Source organism: Nostoc sp. EspVER01, from assembly GCF_034530635.1.
In the GTDB taxonomy this organism is placed as follows: Bacteria; Cyanobacteriota; Cyanobacteriia; order Cyanobacteriales; family Nostocaceae; genus Nostoc.
Genome location: NZ_JAVRCS010000017.1, coordinates 90,037 through 109,433 on the forward strand (window position 1 = coordinate 90,037; position 19,397 = coordinate 109,433).

Below are 19,397 nucleotides of genomic sequence, written 5' to 3' on the forward strand. Positions count from 1 at the left end.
TCTGCATTCTACTCCTTAATTCCGACAACCTTCATAGCAAGAAAGATCATGGTAGCGCAACACAATCTTAGATCCAGCCAACCTCACTCAAATCCCAGTAACGGTTATAAAGAAACCGATAACGGGCATACCGTTGATGTACCAGCAAAACAGCAAATCACCTCCGCTCTAGAAGAATTGCGAACTGAACTGGATCAAGCTGATTGGGTGGAAACAGGGCCATTGCGAGAGAGAATCCGCAAGTTAAAAGAACTGCTAAGTGTGTTGCCATATCAAGACGGAGGAGATGGATTAGAGGTAGAGCAAGTACAGGCGATCGCTAGCAAAATCCGCCAATTTTCCGATCTAGATACTTTGCTCGCCACTGCTGTCATAGAGATACAAAGCGCCCTGCAAGCCGATCGCGTCGTGCTGTATCAGTTTACGAATCCGACGCTGGGGATAGCTGTTGCGGAGGCGATGAGGGATGGTTTTACCCCAATGCTGAAGGAAAAACTGCCCGCCGTCACTTTTGGATTGGGTTCTGGCAAGGTTTATCAACAAGAAAAATTAGTCGCGATCGCAGATACCTACACTGCAAACTTGTCTCCTTACCAAAAGCAACTCATGGAGCGGTTTCAGGTTAGAGCTTGTGTGAGTTTGCCAATCTTAGTAAAAGATGAGGTTTGGGGTTTGTTGGTAGTGCAGCAATGCACTGCTACTCGCCAGTGGCAAAATGCTGAAATTCAGTTACTAAAATTGATCGAGCAGGAATTAGAAGCGCAACTGCAAGTTGCCGTGATTCAGGCTACGTTGCAACAAGAAGTGGAAAAAGACCAAATCCTGGTTGGTGTAGCGAATAAAATTCTCCAGTCCAAAGATTTGGATACCATCTTTCGCGTTACCACCCAAGAAGTAAGACAGTCACTAAAATGCGATCGCGTCGCAATTTATCGTTTCCAGCCAGATTGGAGTGGGGAATTTATTGCTGAATCTGCTGGATCTGAGTGGGTTTCTCTATTAGAAGAACAGCGAAACAACCCAGCAATTGTCAATAACGTTAACTATTGCAGTGTTAGGAACCTTGCAGACGAAGGGGGATTGGCTGGGACAACAGGGCGATCGCAAAATGCAGATAGCTACATTCAGCATAGCCAAGGCAAAAATTTCCATCGCGGACAGATTTATCGAGTCAATAATGATATTTACAGTGCTGGTTTTTCTGACTGCTATATCAAAGTTTTAGAAACCTATCAAGCCAAAGCATACATTATTGTTGCCATCTTCCAGGGAGAAAAGTTGTGGGGCTTGCTCGCTGCCTATCAAAATTCTCAGCCTCGTCAGTGGAAAGATAGTGAAGTTCGCCTAATGGTGCAGGTTGCAACTCTGTCTAGTATTGCGATTCAACAGGTGCAATATCAGCAACAACTTTATCACCGCTCTGAAGAGTCAGCCAAACTTGTTGAACGAGAACGTACAGTTTTCGGCATCATTGAAAAGATTGGGCAAGCAACGGATCTTCGCACCCTTTTCCGCACTACAACCCAAGAGTTGCGGCGATTTTTAAAATGCGATCGCGTTGTCGTTTATCAATTTCATCCAGATTGGAGTGGAGAAGTTATCGCTGAATCTGTGGCTGCTGGTTGGTCGTCACTGGTGGAGATGCAGGAACAAGAAAGCATTTTAAAAACAGGCATGGTATCTTCAGAGCGTTGCCATGTTAAGGACTATGGCTCCCCTGTTAAACCTGACGCTGATACCTATCTTAAGGAAACGCAGGGTGGAATGTACGCCAAAGAAAAGCGCTTCCGCAAAGTCAACGATATTTATGCTGCTGGTTTTTCACCTTGCTATTTAGAAGCATTAGAGAAGTTCCAAGCCAAAGCGTACATCATTGTTCCCATTTTCCGCGCTGGTAATCTCTGGGGTTTGTTAGCAGCCTATCAGAATTCTGATGTGCGGAAGTGGACTGAAGAAGAAATCGGTGCTTTATTGCAGATCGGCGAACCGTTGAGCATTGCCCTCCAGCAAGCTGAATATATCGAACAGCTACGGTTAAAAAATATCGAAATGACCCAAGTAGCTGAAGTAGAACACGCCATCGCCCGAATGACGGAGAGAATGCTTCATTCCCAACACCCAGAAACAATTTACCGCACTACCTTGGCAGAATTGCGGCAGTTGTTCAAATGCGATCGCCTAGCAATATATCGCTTCAACTCTGACTGGAGTGGTGAATTTATGGCTGAATCTGTAGGCAGTGACTGGGTGCCTCTGATTGGCCCCGATATCAAGACCGTATGGGAAGACGAACACCTACAGCAAACCCAAGGCGGACGCTATCGCAATAATGAAACTTTTGTCGTCAATGATATCTATACTGTTGGTCATGCCCAGTGCCACATCGACCTGTTAGAGCAGTTCCAGGCTAAAGCCTACACCATCGCCCCAATTTTTGCTGGAAACAAACTTTGGGGTTTGTTAGGAGCTTACCAAAATAGCAGCCCGCGCCAGTGGAATTCTGAGGAGGTGCGATTGCTGACCAAATTGGGCATTCAGTTGGGTTTAAGCGTGCAGCAAGCCGAGTACGTCGGAGAACTGAAAACGAAAAATGCAGAGTTGGCGCAGGCAGCAGAAGAGGAACAAGTGCTGACAGGGATGGTGGAAAAAATTCGCCAAGCTCAAGAGGCAGATACAATTTTCCTGAACGTGCTGCCAAGTTTACGCAAACAACTACAGTGCGATCGCCTAGCAGTATTTCGCTTTCATCCCGACTGGAGTGTAGAGTTTGTTGCCGAAGCCGTAAAAGATCAATGGCTGTCTTTAGCTGGTTCCGACATCAAAACGATTTGGATGGACGATCACTTACAAGAAACTCAGGGCGGACGCTATCGCAATCATGAAACCTTTGTTGTCGATGATATCTCCACTGCCGGTCACGTTCAGTGCTACGTCGAAATATTAGAAAAAATCCAGGCCAAAGCTTACGCGATCGCTCCGATATTTACTGGAAGCAAACTCTGGGGCTTTATAGGAGCATACCAAAATACTGGCCCTCGGCAGTGGAAATCTAAGGATGTGCAACTGTTGCGAAAAATAGCTGTGCAAATGGGTATAGGCTTGCAGCAGATTAAGTATATCGAACAACTTAAGAAGAAGAATGCAGAATTAGCGCGAACCGCAGAAGGGGAACGAGCGCTAACACGGCTGTCAGAAAAAATCCGCCAAGTTCAAGAGCTAGATACGATTTTCCGCAATGCCTTACCAGAATTGCGATCGCATTTGGAATGCGATCGTTTAGCAGTGTATCGCTTCAATCCAGATTGGGGTGGCGAGTTTATTGCCGAATCCGTCAGTCGGGAATGGGTGGCTTTGGTTGGCCCCGATATCAGGACTGTATGGGAAGACGAACACCTCCAACAAACCCAAGGTGGACGCTATCGCCACAACGAGACGTTTGTGATAAATGACATTTACACTTCTGGTCATGCCCAGTGCCACATAAAAATTCTAGAGCAATTCCAGATGAGAGCCTATATCATCACCCCGATTATTGCTGGAAACAAGCTCTGGGGTTTGTTAGGAGCTTACCAAAATAGCGGGCCGCGACACTGGCAAGAGAATGAAGTCAACTTGGTAGCGAAAATCGGCACGCAGTTTGGGGTTGCCGTCCAACAATCGCAATACTTACAACAAACCTTAAGCAAGAATGAGGAATTAATCAAACTGGCAGAACGGGAAGTAGCAAACGCCCGATTTTCCTATCGCCTGCCAAGTCGGTTAACAGAGATGGCACAAAGTCATGGTAATGTTCTGGAATTTGTCCAGTTTGCCACCCACGAACTTCGTCAACTACTGAAAGTAGATCGAGTTGGAGTTTACCGGTTTGAGCCTGATTGGTCTGGAGAATTTGTAGTTGAGTCTGTGACTGGGGATTGGCCTAAGTTGGTGGGAACAAGTCTTGCCAAAGTTAGAGATACCTATCTCCAGTACAACCAAGGAGGGCGTTATGTCCGCAAAGAAAGTTTGCGGGTTGACAATATATATAGTGTCGGTCATGACGAATGTCACATCCAATTGTTAGAGATGTGGGGAACTAAAGCCTACATGATTTCTCCGATTTTTCAAGAGAATCGGCTCTGGGGACTGATGGGAGTTTATCAAAATAGTACAGCGCGCCAGTGGGAGCAATCCGAGGAAGATGTTCTCAACCAAGCCAGCGTCCAGATTGGTATTGCCCTGAATCTTGCAGATTACCTAACACAAGTGCGTATTCAAGAGCAGCAACTAGCAGAAGCAGCAGAGCGCGAACGCACCGCCCGCGAAAAACTCCAACAAGGAGCTATACGCGTTCTCATGGCTTTGGAACCATCCTTCAGAGGCGATCTTACCGTTCGAGCGCCCCTATCTGAAGATGAAATTGGGACGATCGCCGATGGTTACAATACTACGATCCAAAGTTTGCGAGATTTAGTGCGACAAGTGCAGATTGCTGCCAGCAAGGTGAGTGAAAATTCCAGCAATAACACTACCTCAGTAGTACAACTATCTAACCAAGCTCAACAGCAAGCAGAACGGCTCGAACGCGCTTTGGAACAATTACAAATGATGGTAACTTCCACCCAGGTAGTTGCTGTTGATGCCCAAAGAGTAGGACAGGCGGTTCAACAAGCTAATAAAACCGTCCAAGCTGGCGATTCGCTGATGGAAAGAACCGTAGATGGGATTTTGGAGATTCGGGAAACTGTATCCGAAACAGCGAAGAAAATTAAGCGCCTCGGTGAAGCTTCTCAGAAAATCTCGAAAGTAGTGAGTTTGATTGAAAACTTTGCTACTCAAACTAACTTGCTGGCGCTCAATGCGGCGATTGAGGCTACCCGTGCCGGAGAGTACGGTAAAGGCTTTGCGGTGGTTGCAGATGAAGTTCGTTCCCTGGCTTATCAATCAGCGAGTGCCACCACAGAAATTGAGCGACTCGTGCAAGAAATTCAAAGTGGAACCAACGAAGTTACCGAAGCAATGGAAGTCGGGATTACCCAAGTTGTCCAAGGCTCGAACTTGATCGATGAGACTCGTCATTCCCTGAGTGCGATCGTGGCAGCTACCAACGAAATTGGTGGACTGGTGCAAGGAATTACTCAAGCAGTTTCCACTCAAAGTCAGCAATCTCAGATGTTGACAGAAGCGATGATGGATGTATCGGCGATCGCCCGCAAGACTTCAGAAAGTGCCATCCACATTTCCGAGTCTTTTGAGGAATTACGGATGACTTCACAACAACTGGAAACCAGCGTTAGCCAGTTCAAAGTTGACTAGCCCGTTCCGGGAGGGGAAAGGGAAAGGGGGAAAGGGGAAAGGGAAAGAAAAAACCTTTAACCCTTACCCTTTAACCCCTTCGGGGTGACGCTCGCAAGCTCGCTAACGCCAGTCGCTCATGGGGGAAACCCCCAAGACCGCGCTGGCTCACCTTTTCCCCAAACCCAATTCTGAGTTGAAAATGCTTATCCTAACCGTATTGCCCTCCTGCCTTAACAGATAAATCTCCTTAACACCAAGCGCATTGTGTTATGAATCCCGATCCCAGTAATCAAGAGCAGGCTTTTCTTGCGGAAGCGGCAGAGTTATTGCAAACCATTGAGCAGAATCTGATCGGTCTACTTGATGAAAAAACAATAGAAAAAGTTCATGCCTTGATGCGAAGCGCCCATACTATCAAAGGGAGTGCTGCCAGTGTTGGGCAAGAAACTATTCAGACAATTGCCCATCATTTGGAAGATGTATTCCAAGCGTTATACGCTCCAGAACTGGAAATCGATCCAGAATTGGGCGCTTTGCTTCTAGATGCTTATGAGTGCCTGCGAACTCCATTGAGTGCAGCCTTGATGGGCTTATCCTGCAATGAGGCAGAAATACTCGATCGCACTGCCTCAATCTTTGCCCAACTTCAACATAAGCTAGGCGACTTTTTTGGCCGCGAGGCTCCGCTTCCCAGTTCGGAAGAACTTGGCTTTGATGTGGTAGAGTCAATCTTTTCCGGGAGTGTACTCCAGGATTTGCAACAGTTGGAAACTGACATTCAAAGCCAAGATCCGCAACAAATTCAAACAACACTCAACTCCCAAGCAGAATTTTTTGTCGAACTAGCAGCATCTTATGGCTTATCTGGATTGGAAGAAATTGCCCAGGCGACCCTAAACGCGCTCAAAGCACATCCAGATAAAGTATTGGAAATCGCTCAGGCGGCTTTAGAAAATTTTAAAGCAGCTCAAACAGCAGTACTTGCAGGCGATCGCACTCAAGGGGGAGAGATATCTCTACAATTGCGAGAATGGACAGAACTAACTACTCCTGTCCCAGAACCGCCTGGGCAACCAGTTGCGATCGCTGCCCAACCAACACAAACGACTACAACTGAGAATCAGCCATCTCCCCTCCTCAGCGCCAGCGAAGCGGAATCAATTTGGTCGTTTTTCCCGAAGCGGACTGATAACTCCGTACCGAAAACACCGGAGGTACTAGCACCTATTTCTCAGGATTCGGTAGTAGCCCCTTCTGCCATAGAGCGGATTTTACAGTCAATCTGGATCGGAGATCCACAGACATCTTGCCGATACTCAGACTCAGATCGGACAGCCTCTCCACCACCAGCACCAAGCCTCCAGGCTCAATCATCGGCATCACTTCCCAGTATCCGAGTCGCGATAGAACAGCTCGATCGCCTCAGCCATACAATTGGGGAATTGCTAATCAGCGAAAACCAACAAAACCTGCAATCTAACTACATCCACAAAGCAGCTCAAGACACTCTACTACAGTTTTTGTACTGTCAACAACAACTTAGTAAAGTTTTTACTTGGTCGGATCGACATCTGCTGCTTCCCGAACGCAAGCAGCGACATATACATGGCTCTCCACGAGTTATCTCTGCTACCGAGGCACAATCCAATTTTGATGCCTTAGAAATGGATAACTATAGCGAGTTGCACATTCTCCTGCAAAATCTGACAGAAGACATGGTGCAATTAGGAGAACAGATTGAGGCTGTTAATGGCTTAGTTCAGCAATCTCGCTTCAGTCTCGGAAAGCGCAAGCAACTGCTTTCAGGAGCGCAGGAAGATTTACTGCAAGCCAGAATGGTTCCACTGGGAACAGTGTTGAATCGATTACCGCGTCTCCTGCAACAGATGGTAGCAACTTATCATAAGCCTGTTGAACTCAAGCTTGGCGGTACGAAGGTACTGGTGGATAAAGCCATTTCTGAGCAGTTGTACGATCCCTTGCTGCACATGATTCGCAATGCCTTCGATCATGGCATTGAACCGGTAGAAACCCGCCGCCAGCAGGGTAAACCAGAAACCGGAACAATTACAATTCAAGCCTATCATCAAGGCAACCGCACTACTATTGAGGTACGGGATGATGGTCGAGGCTTAAATTGGGAAGCCATTCGTCAACGAGGTATAGAAAAACACCTGCTGACTCCCGAACAAGCCGCCTACGCCTCAGAAGACCAACTGGCAGAGTTATTATTTGAACCAGGCTTTTCTACCGCCAAGCAGGTTGGTGAGTTATCTGGCCGTGGTATCGGCTTAGATGTGGTTCGCACTCAATTGCAAGCTTTACAAGGTTCGATTGTGGTGCGATCGCTTTTAGGGCAGGGAACCACCTTCATCCTGCAATTGCCCCTGAGCTTGACAACAGCACGCTTGCTCGTTTGTCAATCTCAAGGTATTACTTATGGCTTGCTGTCTGAAGGAGTTAGCCAGGTTTTATTACCGCAGCCAGAGCAGATTCAAGTCCAGCAATCTTTACATGGGCAAGGCAGCCAAAAATTCTGGCAGTGGGGAGAAGGGCAAAGTCAGCAACTAGTTCCCATCCGCTCACTTGCCAATTTGCTGGATTACAAATATCCTTTATTCACCCAAGACCACAATTTAAACCTAAGTCCTTTTCCAGTCAAACAACGGAACACCGTTGAACCTCTGCTGCTGTTGGAAACAGAGCATCAATATCTGTGTTTGCAAGTCGATCAAATTTTAGTCGAGCAGGAATTAGTAATTAAGTCCCTCGGTAGAGTCCTGACTTTACCTAGTTACATCCAAGGCTACAGCGTGTTGGGAAATGGTAGTCTTACCCTAATCGTTGACCCGTTGGAGTTAGTTCGGCAAACTTGGGAGACAGATATGATGCCAACTTCCCCGGCATCAAGTCTTGCAACTAAACTATTGCCCGCGCCTGAGCCTGTTCTGACTCTAGAGGGACAGCAAACCTTAACGATAACGCAACCACAGCAACAGCCGATGGAAGTCAATACAGCCGTTGCTCAACCTAACCGACTGACAGTTTTAGTGGTGGAAGATTCGGTTGTACAAAGGCAAAGTTTGGTGCAGACGCTCCAGAAAGCCGATTATCAAGTGTTGCAAGCAGGTGATGGTCGAGAGGCGATCGCGCAAATGCTGCAACACGGTGATGTTGATTTAGTGATTTGTGACATTGAAATGCCACAGATGAATGGATTTGAATTCTTAGAACACCGTCGCCAAGACGAGCGTTTGTCCGGGATTCCTGTGGTGATGCTGACTACCCGTAGCGGACAAAAGCACCGCCAATTAGCTTTAGCTCTAGGGGCGAAAGCTTACATGACCAAACCCTATTCCGAACAGAGCTTTCTAGCCGCGATCGCTGAATTGGTTAATGGGTAAAGGGTAAAGGGTAAGGGGGAAAGGGGAAGGGGGAAAGGGGAAAGGGGAAGGGGGAAAGGGAACCCCATAACTAAAGTTAGCGGCTTGAAGTAAGGATACCTCAATTCTTCCGCAATAGTCTGGAATTGAATCTTTTTCCCCTCCATAAATAAAGTTTAGGGGCTTGCACCCTTTCCCCTTCCCCTTTACCCCTTCCCTTTTCCCCCTTCCCCTTTACCCCTTCCCTTTTCCCCCTTCCCCTTTCCCCTTTACCCTTTACCCTTGCTATGCTCAACACTCCCTTTCCGTTTAAGCGATTATCTGGCGCTGTGAGCGATCGCGACTCCCTACGAGTCGTTGTTTTTGCGATCGCAGACTATTTATTTGCCCTGCCAGTTGGTGCAGTTCTCAAGGTGATGGCTTGTCCCCCGATTCGCAGTACAGTTGAAAGTGGTATCGGGATGGTTGATTTGGGAGCGCAAACGATCACAATTGTGGACTTGCGCCAAAAGTTCATTTCGCAAATGCAAGCCCAACAGCCGCATCAAGTTCCCTCTGCGGTTGACACTTCAGGGCGCTTCTTACTTCTGACTCAAACCCGGACTGGGGAAATTTGTGGCATTCCTGTAGACAAGCCCCCTGCCTTAATTGATATTCCTTTGTCAGCAGTGCGTCCGGTGCCGTGGTCTTATCGGCAAGTGGCGGAGTTAAGCTGTGTTAGCCACATGGCTGTTTTGCCTGTAGCACCGAACGAGGAACCACTCAAAGTACTTCTTTTTGGTATGAGCCAGATATTGGCTAATAAGTTGGGGTTGCCCGGAACAACCGCAACCTTGCCTCCTGGGCTGGCATCAGGCGAACAACGGCAAAGATTTCTCCGTTTTTCCTTGGGGAATCAAGGAAGTGGATTGCTACCATTCCACTCATTACAGGACATTATTCATCTCGCTAGCCAAGAAATTTCCCCAGCCCCGGCCTTACCAAGTTGGATTTTAGGTTTCTATAATTGGCAAGGACAGATGCTACGGGTGGTTGACTTGGAACATTTGCTTGGTTATGCGCCGCTTTTGAAACGGCAGTCACGACCAGAAAAGCCAATGGTTCTGGTTCTCGAACTGCAAAATCAGGTAATCGGGTTTTTGGTGGCTCATGTCTACGATGTAGAGTGGCAGGATTTACAGCAAGCACAATCGGCACCAACCGACTTTTCCCCAAACAAACTGCTAAATTTTGTTCAAGGTATTCTGCCAGGCGATCGCTGGATTTTAGACACCAGAGCGATCGCCCAAACATTGCAATGGCAAACCCACTGATTTAACTTGATGCTGCCAAGGAGTTTTCCGTGACGATCGCAACTTTAGACCCTAATTCTGAAACCCAGCCTGTTGAAAATGAAATCCAGATAGAAGAAATTTTGGCTAATGTGGCTCTAATCAAAGCAGTCTTTCAATCTGCTAAGGGGCCAAAGGTCGCTCAATTGCAGCAGAAGGTAAGTCAAATCGAAGCTTTTATCCAAGCTTTGGCTAAGGATTCGCCCAGTGACAATGATGAAAATGTTCGAGGAGCTTTTCAACTCCAGCGAGAACAACTTGCGGGCATCGATCGGCAAATGCAGCAGGCAAAAGGCCAAACTGCACTTTTGGAGGTTACAGTCACCGTCCTTCGAGATATTCTCAACGCCGATCGCGTTTTGATTTATCGTTTTGAAGAAGATAATCGCTCTCGTGCGATCGCTGAAGCTATACAAGCAGGTTGGACATCCTTGCTCAACCAATCCCTACCGATAAATTTGTTTGTTAATAAACCCGATGTTAGTGACGGACAAAACTTACTCAACAACCTAACTGAAGTATTAGAATTAACTCCCCGCCAACAGCAATTTTGGCAACGCTTTCAGGTGCAAGCTAGCCTCTGCTTACCCTTGATTGTCAAACAACAGCCTTGGGGTTTTTTAGTTATTCATCATTGCCTCCAACCCCGACAATGGCAGGAAGCAGAGCGCAGTTTGCTACAACAAGTAGGAATGATGTTGACAATTAACTTGCGCTGGGCTGAAATAGTAGCTCCACCTGCTCAACATCTGTCACAGCCTCCCCAAAAGGCTGATCGCTCTGAGTTACTAGTGCCATTTCAGCAGGTGAGTCAAGCTGTACAAGCAGGAGTAAGAATCGCCGAGCTTGCCGGCGAGCATTTAATGTCTATTCAAGATACTGTTGCTATTACTAATAAACAGCTGCAATATCTTGGTGAATTTTGCCAGCAAGCTTCTGACTTTATTCGCCTTGTGGAAGGCTTGAGTACCAAAATTCAGGTTTTATCCCTGAATACAGCCATCGAAGCCACAAAAGCTAACGACCAAGAACTAGGTTTGCTAGCTGCTGCCGAACAGGTGGAAATTCTCGCCCGTCAAGCCCGCGATAGCACCCTAAATATAGAGGAATGGTTCCAAGAACTCCAAGTGGCAGCAGCAGACGTTGCTTCTGCGATCGAACCGTGCGATCGCCAAATCAGTGCGGGACTGGAGTCAATCGCGCAAATTCAGGAGCAATTCAAAGCGATCGCCGACATCGCTGCTTGTACCCTCAAATCAATAGACCTATGAGCAAAAGTTACTTTTGCTCATAGGGGGGAAAGGGAAAAGGTTAAAGGGAAAAGGGTTTTTATTAGCCCTTTCCCCTTTACCCCTTACCCTTTTCCCCACTTCTGCAAGAAGTCTAATGTCGAAGCCATAGAATTGTCACAAACCCCATAGAAACGAGAGTTGTTTTCATGAGTACCGATTTTGTCCCCCAACCGCAGAACGACGATCGCTTCCTAGAAGAAGCGATCGATTTGTTACTGTTCTTGGAGCAGGAGTTGCCTAACTATACAAAAGACAGTAACCCTGGTACAGCTTTGGCTCTCATGGAAGCTGCTAGCTCTCTGCATTCGATTGCCATAGCAGCTGAGTTAGATGCCATTGCTATAGTTGCGGCTGCACTAGAAGAGATTTTTCAGCTTCTACATCAGTATCGGGCAACTGTCAACGCCCCGATCGCCTCCCTGTTGTCGGAAGGATTAGATTGTCTACAGATGCTATTGATGGCATTTTTAACAGCCTCGCAAATTGACGAAGTAGAAATTCTGGAGCGGATGTCTGCCATTGTTGCTCATCTACAAGCAGAGTTTGGCGATCACCAGGAAACAAACTTTGAGACATTGATAGAGCGATCGCAAGAATGTGAAAAAGCAGGCGAACAGGGAGTAGGGAGCTTTCCCCTGCCCCCTGCCCCCTGCCCCCTGCCCCCTGCCTCTTGTGAAACTAGCCCCCAGTCTGGCAGCCTTGTTTACGTAGATACCGAGCAGCTTCCCATCAATGTAGGGGAACTAGCAAATCCGAAGGAGTATGATGAAGGAGATTTTCATGCTTGGTTGGGGGATTTTTCCTTACCTACTGAAGCATCCCTAGTTAAATCTGTTCGCGATCGCCATCCACTCTCTTTACAAGAATCCATTTCTACCATTGTTGCAACAAGTATTCCAACCGCCACACCGATCAATATTCAGCATCTCGAACAACTAAATGTGCTAGTTGCAACATTATTAACTACATATAATCAGCAAGCCTGTCAAGAAGAACAACAGCAACATACCATCGGGCGGTTGCTCCGACAAGTTAAACGATTACAACACCTGCTGGATAATCTACAAGAATGGTCAGGACGTTTAGCAGCAATTTCAGATACCCTTTCTCCTCTAGCTGCTTCTCGCTCTCAGCAATTATACAGTATTCTGCAATCTGTTTTGGCTGAAGCGTCTCAGGTGGCATCAACTGTTGATTCGCTGAATAACAATCATCATCAACTCAAACAAGAACTTATACAGCAGGAAAAGTTACTTAAGCATTCTGCCAATTTAGTCAAAAAAGTTACAACTATTCCTTTAAAAGTAGCCTTAGAACCGTTGCATCGGCTTTGGTCTCAGCTACAAGCTCTACAAGATAAGTCTGCTAGACTACATTTACAAGTTAGCGATATCCAAGTCAATCGGGCATTTAGCGATCGCCTCCATGCTCTCCTATTGCATATAAGTTGCTATTTACTAGAGCAAAGTATTGAGTCTGGCCAAACACGCCAACAGCTAGGTAAAAATAGCAACGGTATTATTGAAATTCAAATTTACCAGCAGGGAAATCAACTAATTATTGATGGCTGTGATGATGGCGCAGGACTGAACTTATCTCAAATCTATCAACAAGCTTTAGCCCAAGGACTCGCCCTGACAAAACCAGGGGATATCTTACAAGAACTAGTAATTGAACCAGAGGTTTCATCTGTTTTATGCGATCGCGCTGCCTTAGAGTTAGGAGTAGAATTAACTGAAGTTTGCAAGCAATTAACAGCTATTCAGGGAAGAATAGTATTGAAGTCTAAAGCTGGACATGGTACAGCTTTCTCGCTCCAAATTCCCCTCGATCAAAAAATTGCTCAACTTATCGTCTGTCAAGCTAACTCCAGAGTCTATGCATTTATTGCCGATTCTGTAGAGCAGATTTGTCTATCCCAGTCCGAACAAATTATCCAAACTCAAGCGGGACGGATGTTATTTTTGCAGTCTTCTAGCACCAGTGGCTTCCTTGGTTGCGATCGTGAGGATTTAACAACAGAAATGCTCGTCCCTATTCACTTATTGACTGATGTACTGATTTGTCCTAACCAGCTTCCTACCTCAGTTACTACTTACAACACAGATACACTAAATGCTTTCAAGCAGGATAAGCCTTTATTAGTATTTCGTTACTTAGACAAACGATGTGCTTTAGAAGTAGATTGCATCATCGGCAAGCAATCCGCTGCGATCCATCCTTTGGGGGAAGCAATCCCAGTTGCAGCTTATATCCAAGGAACTAGCATTCTTGCCAATGGGCAACTTAGCCTGGTTTTAGATGGTCATCTTCTCACAAAATCTCTAACTTGAATCAATACCTGTGTCATTCTTGTTAAGAAGGTGTTATGAATTTCAGACAAAACTGGCTGACTTATAAAGGGTTTTAGCAATAATGTATTTGCCCTAGGTGGGTTTCCAAAAAGTGCTAACACCCCCTAGAAAATTCAACTTTTTCTACAAGCTTGCTTCATCAAGATACGCTTGTTTTTATACACCTCTAAAGTTCCAGACTGCGGGTTATCTAACGTGCCATCCCACACCCAATATTCATAAATTCCATTCCGAAACTTATACACTCGAACCCCTTCTGTCGCTTGGCTAGTTCCTTTACCCAAACTTAAATTACCGTTGGGATTGGTCGCGCGATAGAGCAGTTCACCATTCGTATAATTCTGCCAAATATTGATGTTATAACCACCCTGGCATTTTGTACTCAGGATGATGCCAGCAGTAGAATCAGCAGAAGCAGGTAAGGAAAAATTAGCTAATATACTGATTGGCAAAGCAAGGAATAACGCCGATCTTTTCAGGAGTGTTTTCATTATTTTCAAGAGTGTTGTGAAATTAATTTTTGTTTAGCATTCCAGCAAGCCTTTATTTCACATCCTGACGACGACTTTGCTCCTGAAAGTAGTCGCGCCAGCTTTCGGGTAAGGCTTCAAGTTGAGCAGCTTGGTGAAGTAACTCTGGATTGTTCTGCTCACGAGTATAAAGCTGAGTGATATTAGCAACAGTAATATTATTGTCATCCCGGCTCACCAATTCTAAAGTGTCTCCGGCTCCAACTTCGCCCTCTTGCAAAACACGAAAGTAAAATCCGGTGCGGCGACTTGCGAGAAATCGTTTTACCATATCAGGTCGTCCAAACCGAATGCCCAGTTTGTAGCAGGGTAGGCGAGGTTGTGTCACCATCAGTTTTACAGTGCCGATACGAAAGCGATCGCCAATATTCACGTCTTCTTCTCTGAGTCCAGCGATCGTTAAATTTTCACCAAAGATGCCTAGCGGTAACTCTGTGTCAGGCAATTCATTTCGCCAATAATCGTAATGCTCGAATGGGTATACATAGACTGCTTTATCTGCTCCGCCATGAACGGTGAGATCGGCTTGTCCATCACCGTCTAAATTGAGTACGCGCACCATGACGCGATCGCTAACTGGCTCTTTGAAAATTCCAGTGCTAACTGTTTTCCCTTTCCAGGTAACTTCACGCGGTAGTCCCACGTTTACAGAAATAAGTTTCATCTTTGCGGTATGAGTCTTCGTTAATGTTAAGTTTACTAAGTATAACTGTTTTAATGGTTATCAAAAAAAAAATAAACGGTAGGTTCGCTCATTTACAACACTCGATAGTCCCAATTTTTGTGTTGCTGATTAAGGTTAAATACTATAGACAATTCATCAGTAATAACATCGCCTAAATTAAGTAAATCAGCCAGATAGCAAACAAACTTTGGAGGCTATTTCGTATAGCAATTATTTAGAAGTTTAAAACATCTAATGATTCTTCTATTTCTAAATCTAATATTATTTCTCGTGTATCCTTGAGTGCTTCAAGCTTACCTTCTTTACGATAAATATCTGCCGCTTTTTGAAAATCTTCAATTGCTCCCTGTTTATCTGCAATTTCTAAACGAATATTGCCACGATTATAATAAGCATCAGCATAACTACAATTAATCTCGATTGCCTGAGTATAATCTTCAATTGCGCCCTCAAAGTCTCCTAAATCTGAACGAGCATTACCACGGTTGTAATAAGCATCAGCATAACTAGGATTAATCTGGATTGCCTGAGTATAATCTTCAATTGCACCCTCAAAGTCTCCTAAATCTGAACGAGCATTACCGCGTTTTTTATAGGCTATTGCATCTTGAGGATTAATCTTGATTGCTTGAGGAAATCCTGGCTGAGAGCCTAATAAATAACGAGTAATCCCACGGTTTTTATAAGCATCAGCATAATGAGGATTAATTTTAATCGCCTGGGTATAATCCTCAATTGCTCCTTGGTTATCTCCAACATGAGAACGAGCTTCAGCACGATTTTTATAGGTTACGGCAACATTAGGATTTATTCTAATAGCTTGAGTATAATCATTAATTGCTTCCTCTAATCGCCCAAGTTGATAGAGAGCTAAACCTCTTTTATTGTAAGATTTAGCATCATGAAGGTTTATTTGGATTGCCTGAGAATAATCTGCGATCGCAGCTTCGTAATCTCCTATTTGATAGTGAGCTAAACCTCGTTTATAATATAAAACGTCAATATCGCTTTGATTAACTTGTAGTGCTTGATTATAGTTAGTAATTGCATTTATATATTCTCCTTTTTGAAAGCATTCATCACCCAGCTTTACATAAAATATATTTAAATCTTCATTATGATATTCAGGTTGAAAAGAAGATTTGAATACCTGATGATTAGTTGGCTTAGATAGAATTTCTTGTTTCGGGAGATATTTATAAATAGATGGTTGTTGCCGAGAAGAATTATTTATAGAAGATTGTAACTGTTCTAGATAGCACCATAAACCACCACCATATAGTAATTGTTCTATCCCAAAAGAAATTTTACCAGTCTTCAACTTAATCATCCGGGTTGGGAGAAAGCCAGCCAAAAAAAGGTGATACTCCGATTGTGCTTCACTCACATCTTCTTGAATTAAAATGCAAACTACAACTGCATTTTTTTCAACTTCTTCAGAACTAATTGACCATCTAACTCTGTCAATGCGACCATGACGAGATTTAACTTCGATACCAATAGATGGGTCAGAAGTCAACGTAAAATCTATATTACCATCGCCGCCAAATCGCTTTTCATAATCGACTTCGGTAATAAAATCAGCTAAACGTTCTTTGACAACTTCTTCACCCAACTTCCCTTTGAGATAGCTAAGAAAAACATCACGCACTGGTAAAACACGCTTATATTTTTCAGCCATCTGCCAGCAAAACTCCCGTAGTACCTTTAATCTCTCTCCAGAAATTATAGTTAATTCACTATATTGACCTTCTGTTTCACAATGAAGCAGACAACCAGATGCTAACCTTTTAATAAAATCAGACTGTAGCGATCGCAGTAGTGTAATCCAGTCCATTTATATTTCTGCGAATCTTTTGATGAGATTATTCTATTAAAATATCCATTCGGCGTAAACCTTTTAATTAGCTTGCAGGATTTACATCAGTTTTAAAGGTGCAGCCATGTCTGATTATGCCAGAGTTTTGAGGAGTTGGGAGAGTGCGATCGCTGGGAATAATACATGAAATATTAATTAACTCCAAGAGTGTCAAATGACCCAAAATCAAAACCCCAAGCCTTTCACCGACTCCAGTCCCCCCTCCTCGCTTGCGGGGAGGGGGCTAGGGGGTGGGGTTCCGGGATACCCTTGGCAAACCTCCCACGAACTTTGGAAAAAACTTAAACCATTAGCGCGACAAATGCGGTGTGAACCAACTCCAGCAGAAAAGCTACTTTGGGAAAAGTTGAGACACAAGCAACTTTTGGGTTTCAAGTTCCGCCGTCAGCAAACAATTGACCGTTTTATCGTCGATTTTTACTGTAATGAAGCGCGGTTAGTGGTGGAAGTGGATGGCGAAATTCACGACTACACGCAAGAGGAAGATGCGATACGTCAAGAATTTTTGGAGAGTTTGGGGTTGCAGGTTGTGCGATTTAGAAATGAGGATGTTCTGGAGAGGATGGAGGGGGTGTTGCAGGATATTGGGGCTTGGTTGCAGAGATAGAACCCCACCCCCAACCCCCTCCCCGCAAGCGAGGAGAGGGGGCTAATTATGTGGTTTTTGATGAGGAAGTGCGATCGCGCCAGAAGTATTCTAGGGAATATATCAACAGCTGCATTGGCTGTCGATACAAGTTGCTTTGTAAAGGAAGTTTATCACTCCATAACTCAGTGAGTGGAATGATAATATCTTCGCCGATATATTCTGGTATCTCGAAATATTTGGTCGTTGGGAGGATTAACTAGCGTTGCTGTTAAGGATTAGGGTTGGTGGTGCGAGGGTAGTGGTTGGAGATGAGTGTTAGCAAGTATATAGCCCAGATAGTTAAAATCTTACTAATTTTTACAGACAGTGAGTGAATAAAATCATTGTGTCTTACTTAGCGGTAGTGACTATCTGAGAATGAGTAAATAATATAAATGCTTAAGCTCAGAAAAATTCAAAAAATTAAGTAGTCATAAAAAATGTCAGCATCTAACAATCTTAATTACCCAAAATCTGTTAGCACATTAGAGGTTCTAGATAGCTTTTTAAAAACAATTCAAACAATCCAAGAAATTTTAATAACATCTAACAAACAAGAAGCTCCTTACTCAGAAATAAATACTATATTATCAAAAGTAAGATCAGAAGTAACGCAGGAAATAGAAACACTTGAAAAAGAGTTCCAAGAAGAAACTAGCAGTATGAATAGAGATATACCCTATGTCAATTCATTTCAATATAGAATTGATTTAGCTATAAAAAGACTATTGAATTAGCTCGGCTTCAAATTTTGCAACAAGTGTTTAATATAAGATTCCAGCAAAATTTTATGCTTCCATGTTAAGCTTTCTTTTTTTTTCAGATATGTTGGGACATAATTTAGTGAATCTTCGTAGATAGCAAAACGCAGACCTGAAGTTATTGCTGTAGACATTTCTTCTCGATATACTCTGCGATGACCAAGGATATCAATACTATCTCGTAGCCAATTCACACACATAGATATATCTTCTCCAAACTTCTTGTAAGCAGTAGAATTAGGAGTAAGATTATACTTATTTTCAGCAATCACAACTACTATTTCTACTATTAAATCATGACGCATTTTATCGTCGTCTAACCACTTAATAATTTCTTGAGCAGCATCATAGTTCTCAATATATTCTTCAAAAACCTGCCTAATCTTTCTGAATTCTCCTATGATTTGCAGAGAAACATCATCATCCCTACCTGCCAATTTAGTTTCAGCTGTATCAATTGTTTGCAAGTAGCTAATTGCATAACTTTTTATTTTACTTTCACATTCTTTTTTATTGCTTTCTATTTTATTCTTTGATTCTTCATCTACTCTTGAATTAATGAAGAATTCTAAAGCAGTTACACCTATAGGAATATAGCCTATCAAAATAGGCAAAAGTATTTTTTGTTTCTCGGAAACTTTGTTATTTTTACCAGGATCGTCAGGTAATCTACCTATATAGTAACCTCCAACAAAAATTAAAATACTCACACCTATGAAAAGTAGTGTTCCTGTAGTTCGTTTAAATAGTCCTTTAAACATTAAAAATACCTTTATGAAGAGAATAATGTTTGTTAAACGTTAGATAAAGCTTATAACAATGATTTCAAAAGCATTGTTATCTTGTCAAACTTATGTTGAGGACTCAAAATCCAGCGTTACTAGCCTAAATCTTATTCCTTTCTACCAAGAACTGTATTAGTCCTTGTTCCTCACTAGCTGCCATACGAATACGCGCAATCATATAGCAAGCTGTATTTTTATTAACCCCGATTTCTTTGGCAAGCTGACGCACACTAATACCCCCTGGATAATTTAGCACAAGGTGAATCGCTACAAACCATTTTTGTAATTCTACATGAGTCTTGTGAAAAAGTGTACCCACTGTAACACTGTATGAAGTAAAGCATTCATTACAGTGATATCTACGCTCATTCTTGTATGCAGTAGCGTTGGTTGATTCACAGTATGGGCACTTTGGCTTTCCACCCCAGCGAATTTGCTCAAGTAGGGCAAGGCATTCTTCGTGATTTCGTGACATTGTTATTCTCAGAGTTC

At 43.9% G+C, this 19,397-nt stretch carries 12 protein-coding genes; 7 read left to right on the forward strand and 5 right to left on the reverse strand.

All coding sequences use genetic code 11. The features are described 5' to 3' along the window. Positions 1-48 precede the first annotated feature (48 nt). From RMX69_RS16410 to RMX69_RS16430, 5 genes are all read left to right on the forward strand, one after another. Positions 49-5,295, forward strand: a complete 5,247-nt coding sequence (locus RMX69_RS16410) for a GAF domain-containing protein (protein ID WP_322638067.1) — start codon at positions 49-51, stop codon at positions 5,293-5,295. 251 nt (positions 5,296-5,546) lie between these two features. Then, positions 5,547-8,681, forward strand: a complete 3,135-nt coding sequence (locus tag RMX69_RS16415; protein WP_322638068.1) for a hybrid sensor histidine kinase/response regulator — start codon at positions 5,547-5,549, stop codon at positions 8,679-8,681. A 266-nt stretch (positions 8,682-8,947) separates the two neighbouring features. Further along, positions 8,948-9,973 carry a chemotaxis protein CheW gene (locus RMX69_RS16420; RefSeq protein WP_322638069.1) on the forward strand — a complete coding sequence of 342 codons (1,026 nt, stop codon included), beginning with the start codon at positions 8,948-8,950 and terminating at the stop codon, positions 9,971-9,973. A gap of 29 nt (positions 9,974-10,002) precedes the next feature. Further along, the gene (locus tag RMX69_RS16425; RefSeq protein ID WP_322638070.1) at positions 10,003-11,262 is read left to right on the forward strand and encodes a GAF domain-containing protein; all 1,260 of its coding nucleotides are present in this window, start codon (positions 10,003-10,005) and stop codon (positions 11,260-11,262) included. A 167-nt stretch (positions 11,263-11,429) separates the two neighbouring features. Next, entirely contained in the window at positions 11,430-13,616 is a 2,187-nt protein-coding gene (locus tag RMX69_RS16430) for a chemotaxis protein CheW (protein WP_322638071.1), read from the forward strand. A 134-nt stretch (positions 13,617-13,750) separates the two neighbouring features. Here the strand turns inward: RMX69_RS16430 and RMX69_RS16435 are convergent, their stop codons facing one another. The 3 genes from RMX69_RS16435 to RMX69_RS16445 form a co-directional block, all read right to left on the reverse strand. Next, entirely contained in the window at positions 13,751-14,128 is a 378-nt protein-coding gene (locus RMX69_RS16435) for a hypothetical protein (protein WP_322638072.1), read from the reverse strand. A 52-nt stretch (positions 14,129-14,180) separates the two neighbouring features. After that, positions 14,181-14,831 (reverse strand): MOSC domain-containing protein, encoded by a 651-nt coding sequence (locus tag RMX69_RS16440; protein WP_322638073.1) that lies wholly within the window; start codon positions 14,829-14,831, stop codon positions 14,181-14,183. Positions 14,832-15,066: 235 nt separating this feature from the next. Continuing rightward, positions 15,067-16,689, reverse strand: coding sequence for a tetratricopeptide repeat protein (locus tag RMX69_RS16445; protein WP_322638075.1), 1,623 nt, complete (start codon positions 16,687-16,689; stop codon positions 15,067-15,069). Between the two features lie 196 nt (positions 16,690-16,885). On the opposite strand from RMX69_RS16445, the gene RMX69_RS16450 reads away from it, so the two are divergent. Next, on the forward strand, positions 16,886-17,338 hold the full coding sequence (locus RMX69_RS16450) for an endonuclease domain-containing protein (protein WP_322638076.1): 453 nt from the start codon (positions 16,886-16,888) through the stop codon (positions 17,336-17,338). 461 nt (positions 17,339-17,799) lie between these two features. After that, entirely contained in the window at positions 17,800-18,096 is a 297-nt protein-coding gene (locus RMX69_RS16455; RefSeq protein ID WP_322638077.1) for a hypothetical protein, read from the forward strand. On the opposite strand, the gene RMX69_RS16460 is transcribed toward RMX69_RS16455, so the two are convergent. Beyond that, positions 18,093-18,881, reverse strand: coding sequence for a hypothetical protein (locus RMX69_RS16460; protein ID WP_322638078.1), 789 nt, complete (start codon positions 18,879-18,881; stop codon positions 18,093-18,095). The two genes, RMX69_RS16455 and RMX69_RS16460, sit on opposite strands and share 4 nt — an antisense overlap. A 124-nt stretch (positions 18,882-19,005) precedes the next feature. Then, a complete protein-coding gene (locus RMX69_RS16465) occupies positions 19,006-19,380 on the reverse strand; it encodes an IS1595 family transposase (protein ID WP_322638079.1) in 375 nt (124 codons plus the stop codon). Between the last annotated feature and the right edge of the window lie 17 nt (positions 19,381-19,397).

What these genes read in the sequence shown, in the direction of transcription:
- RMX69_RS16410 (WP_322638067.1), top strand. Translation starts at nt 49, where the DNA reads ATGGTAGCGCAACACAATCTTAGATCCAGCCAACCTCACTCAAATCCC.
- RMX69_RS16415 (WP_322638068.1), top strand. Translation starts at nt 5,547, where the DNA reads ATGAATCCCGATCCCAGTAATCAAGAGCAGGCTTTTCTTGCGGAAGCG.
- RMX69_RS16420 (WP_322638069.1), top strand. Translation starts at nt 8,948, where the DNA reads ATGCTCAACACTCCCTTTCCGTTTAAGCGATTATCTGGCGCTGTGAGC.
- RMX69_RS16430 (WP_322638071.1), top strand. Translation starts at nt 11,430, where the DNA reads ATGAGTACCGATTTTGTCCCCCAACCGCAGAACGACGATCGCTTCCTA.
- RMX69_RS16435 (WP_322638072.1), bottom strand. Translation starts at nt 14,128, where the DNA reads ATGAAAACACTCCTGAAAAGATCGGCGTTATTCCTTGCTTTGCCAATC.
- RMX69_RS16440 (WP_322638073.1), bottom strand. Translation starts at nt 14,831, where the DNA reads ATGAAACTTATTTCTGTAAACGTGGGACTACCGCGTGAAGTTACCTGG.
- RMX69_RS16445 (WP_322638075.1), bottom strand. Translation starts at nt 16,689, where the DNA reads ATGGACTGGATTACACTACTGCGATCGCTACAGTCTGATTTTATTAAA.
- RMX69_RS16450 (WP_322638076.1), top strand. Translation starts at nt 16,886, where the DNA reads ATGACCCAAAATCAAAACCCCAAGCCTTTCACCGACTCCAGTCCCCCC.
- RMX69_RS16455 (WP_322638077.1), top strand. Translation starts at nt 17,800, where the DNA reads ATGTCAGCATCTAACAATCTTAATTACCCAAAATCTGTTAGCACATTA.
- RMX69_RS16460 (WP_322638078.1), bottom strand. Translation starts at nt 18,881, where the DNA reads ATGTTTAAAGGACTATTTAAACGAACTACAGGAACACTACTTTTCATA.
- RMX69_RS16465 (WP_322638079.1), bottom strand. Translation starts at nt 19,380, where the DNA reads ATGTCACGAAATCACGAAGAATGCCTTGCCCTACTTGAGCAAATTCGC.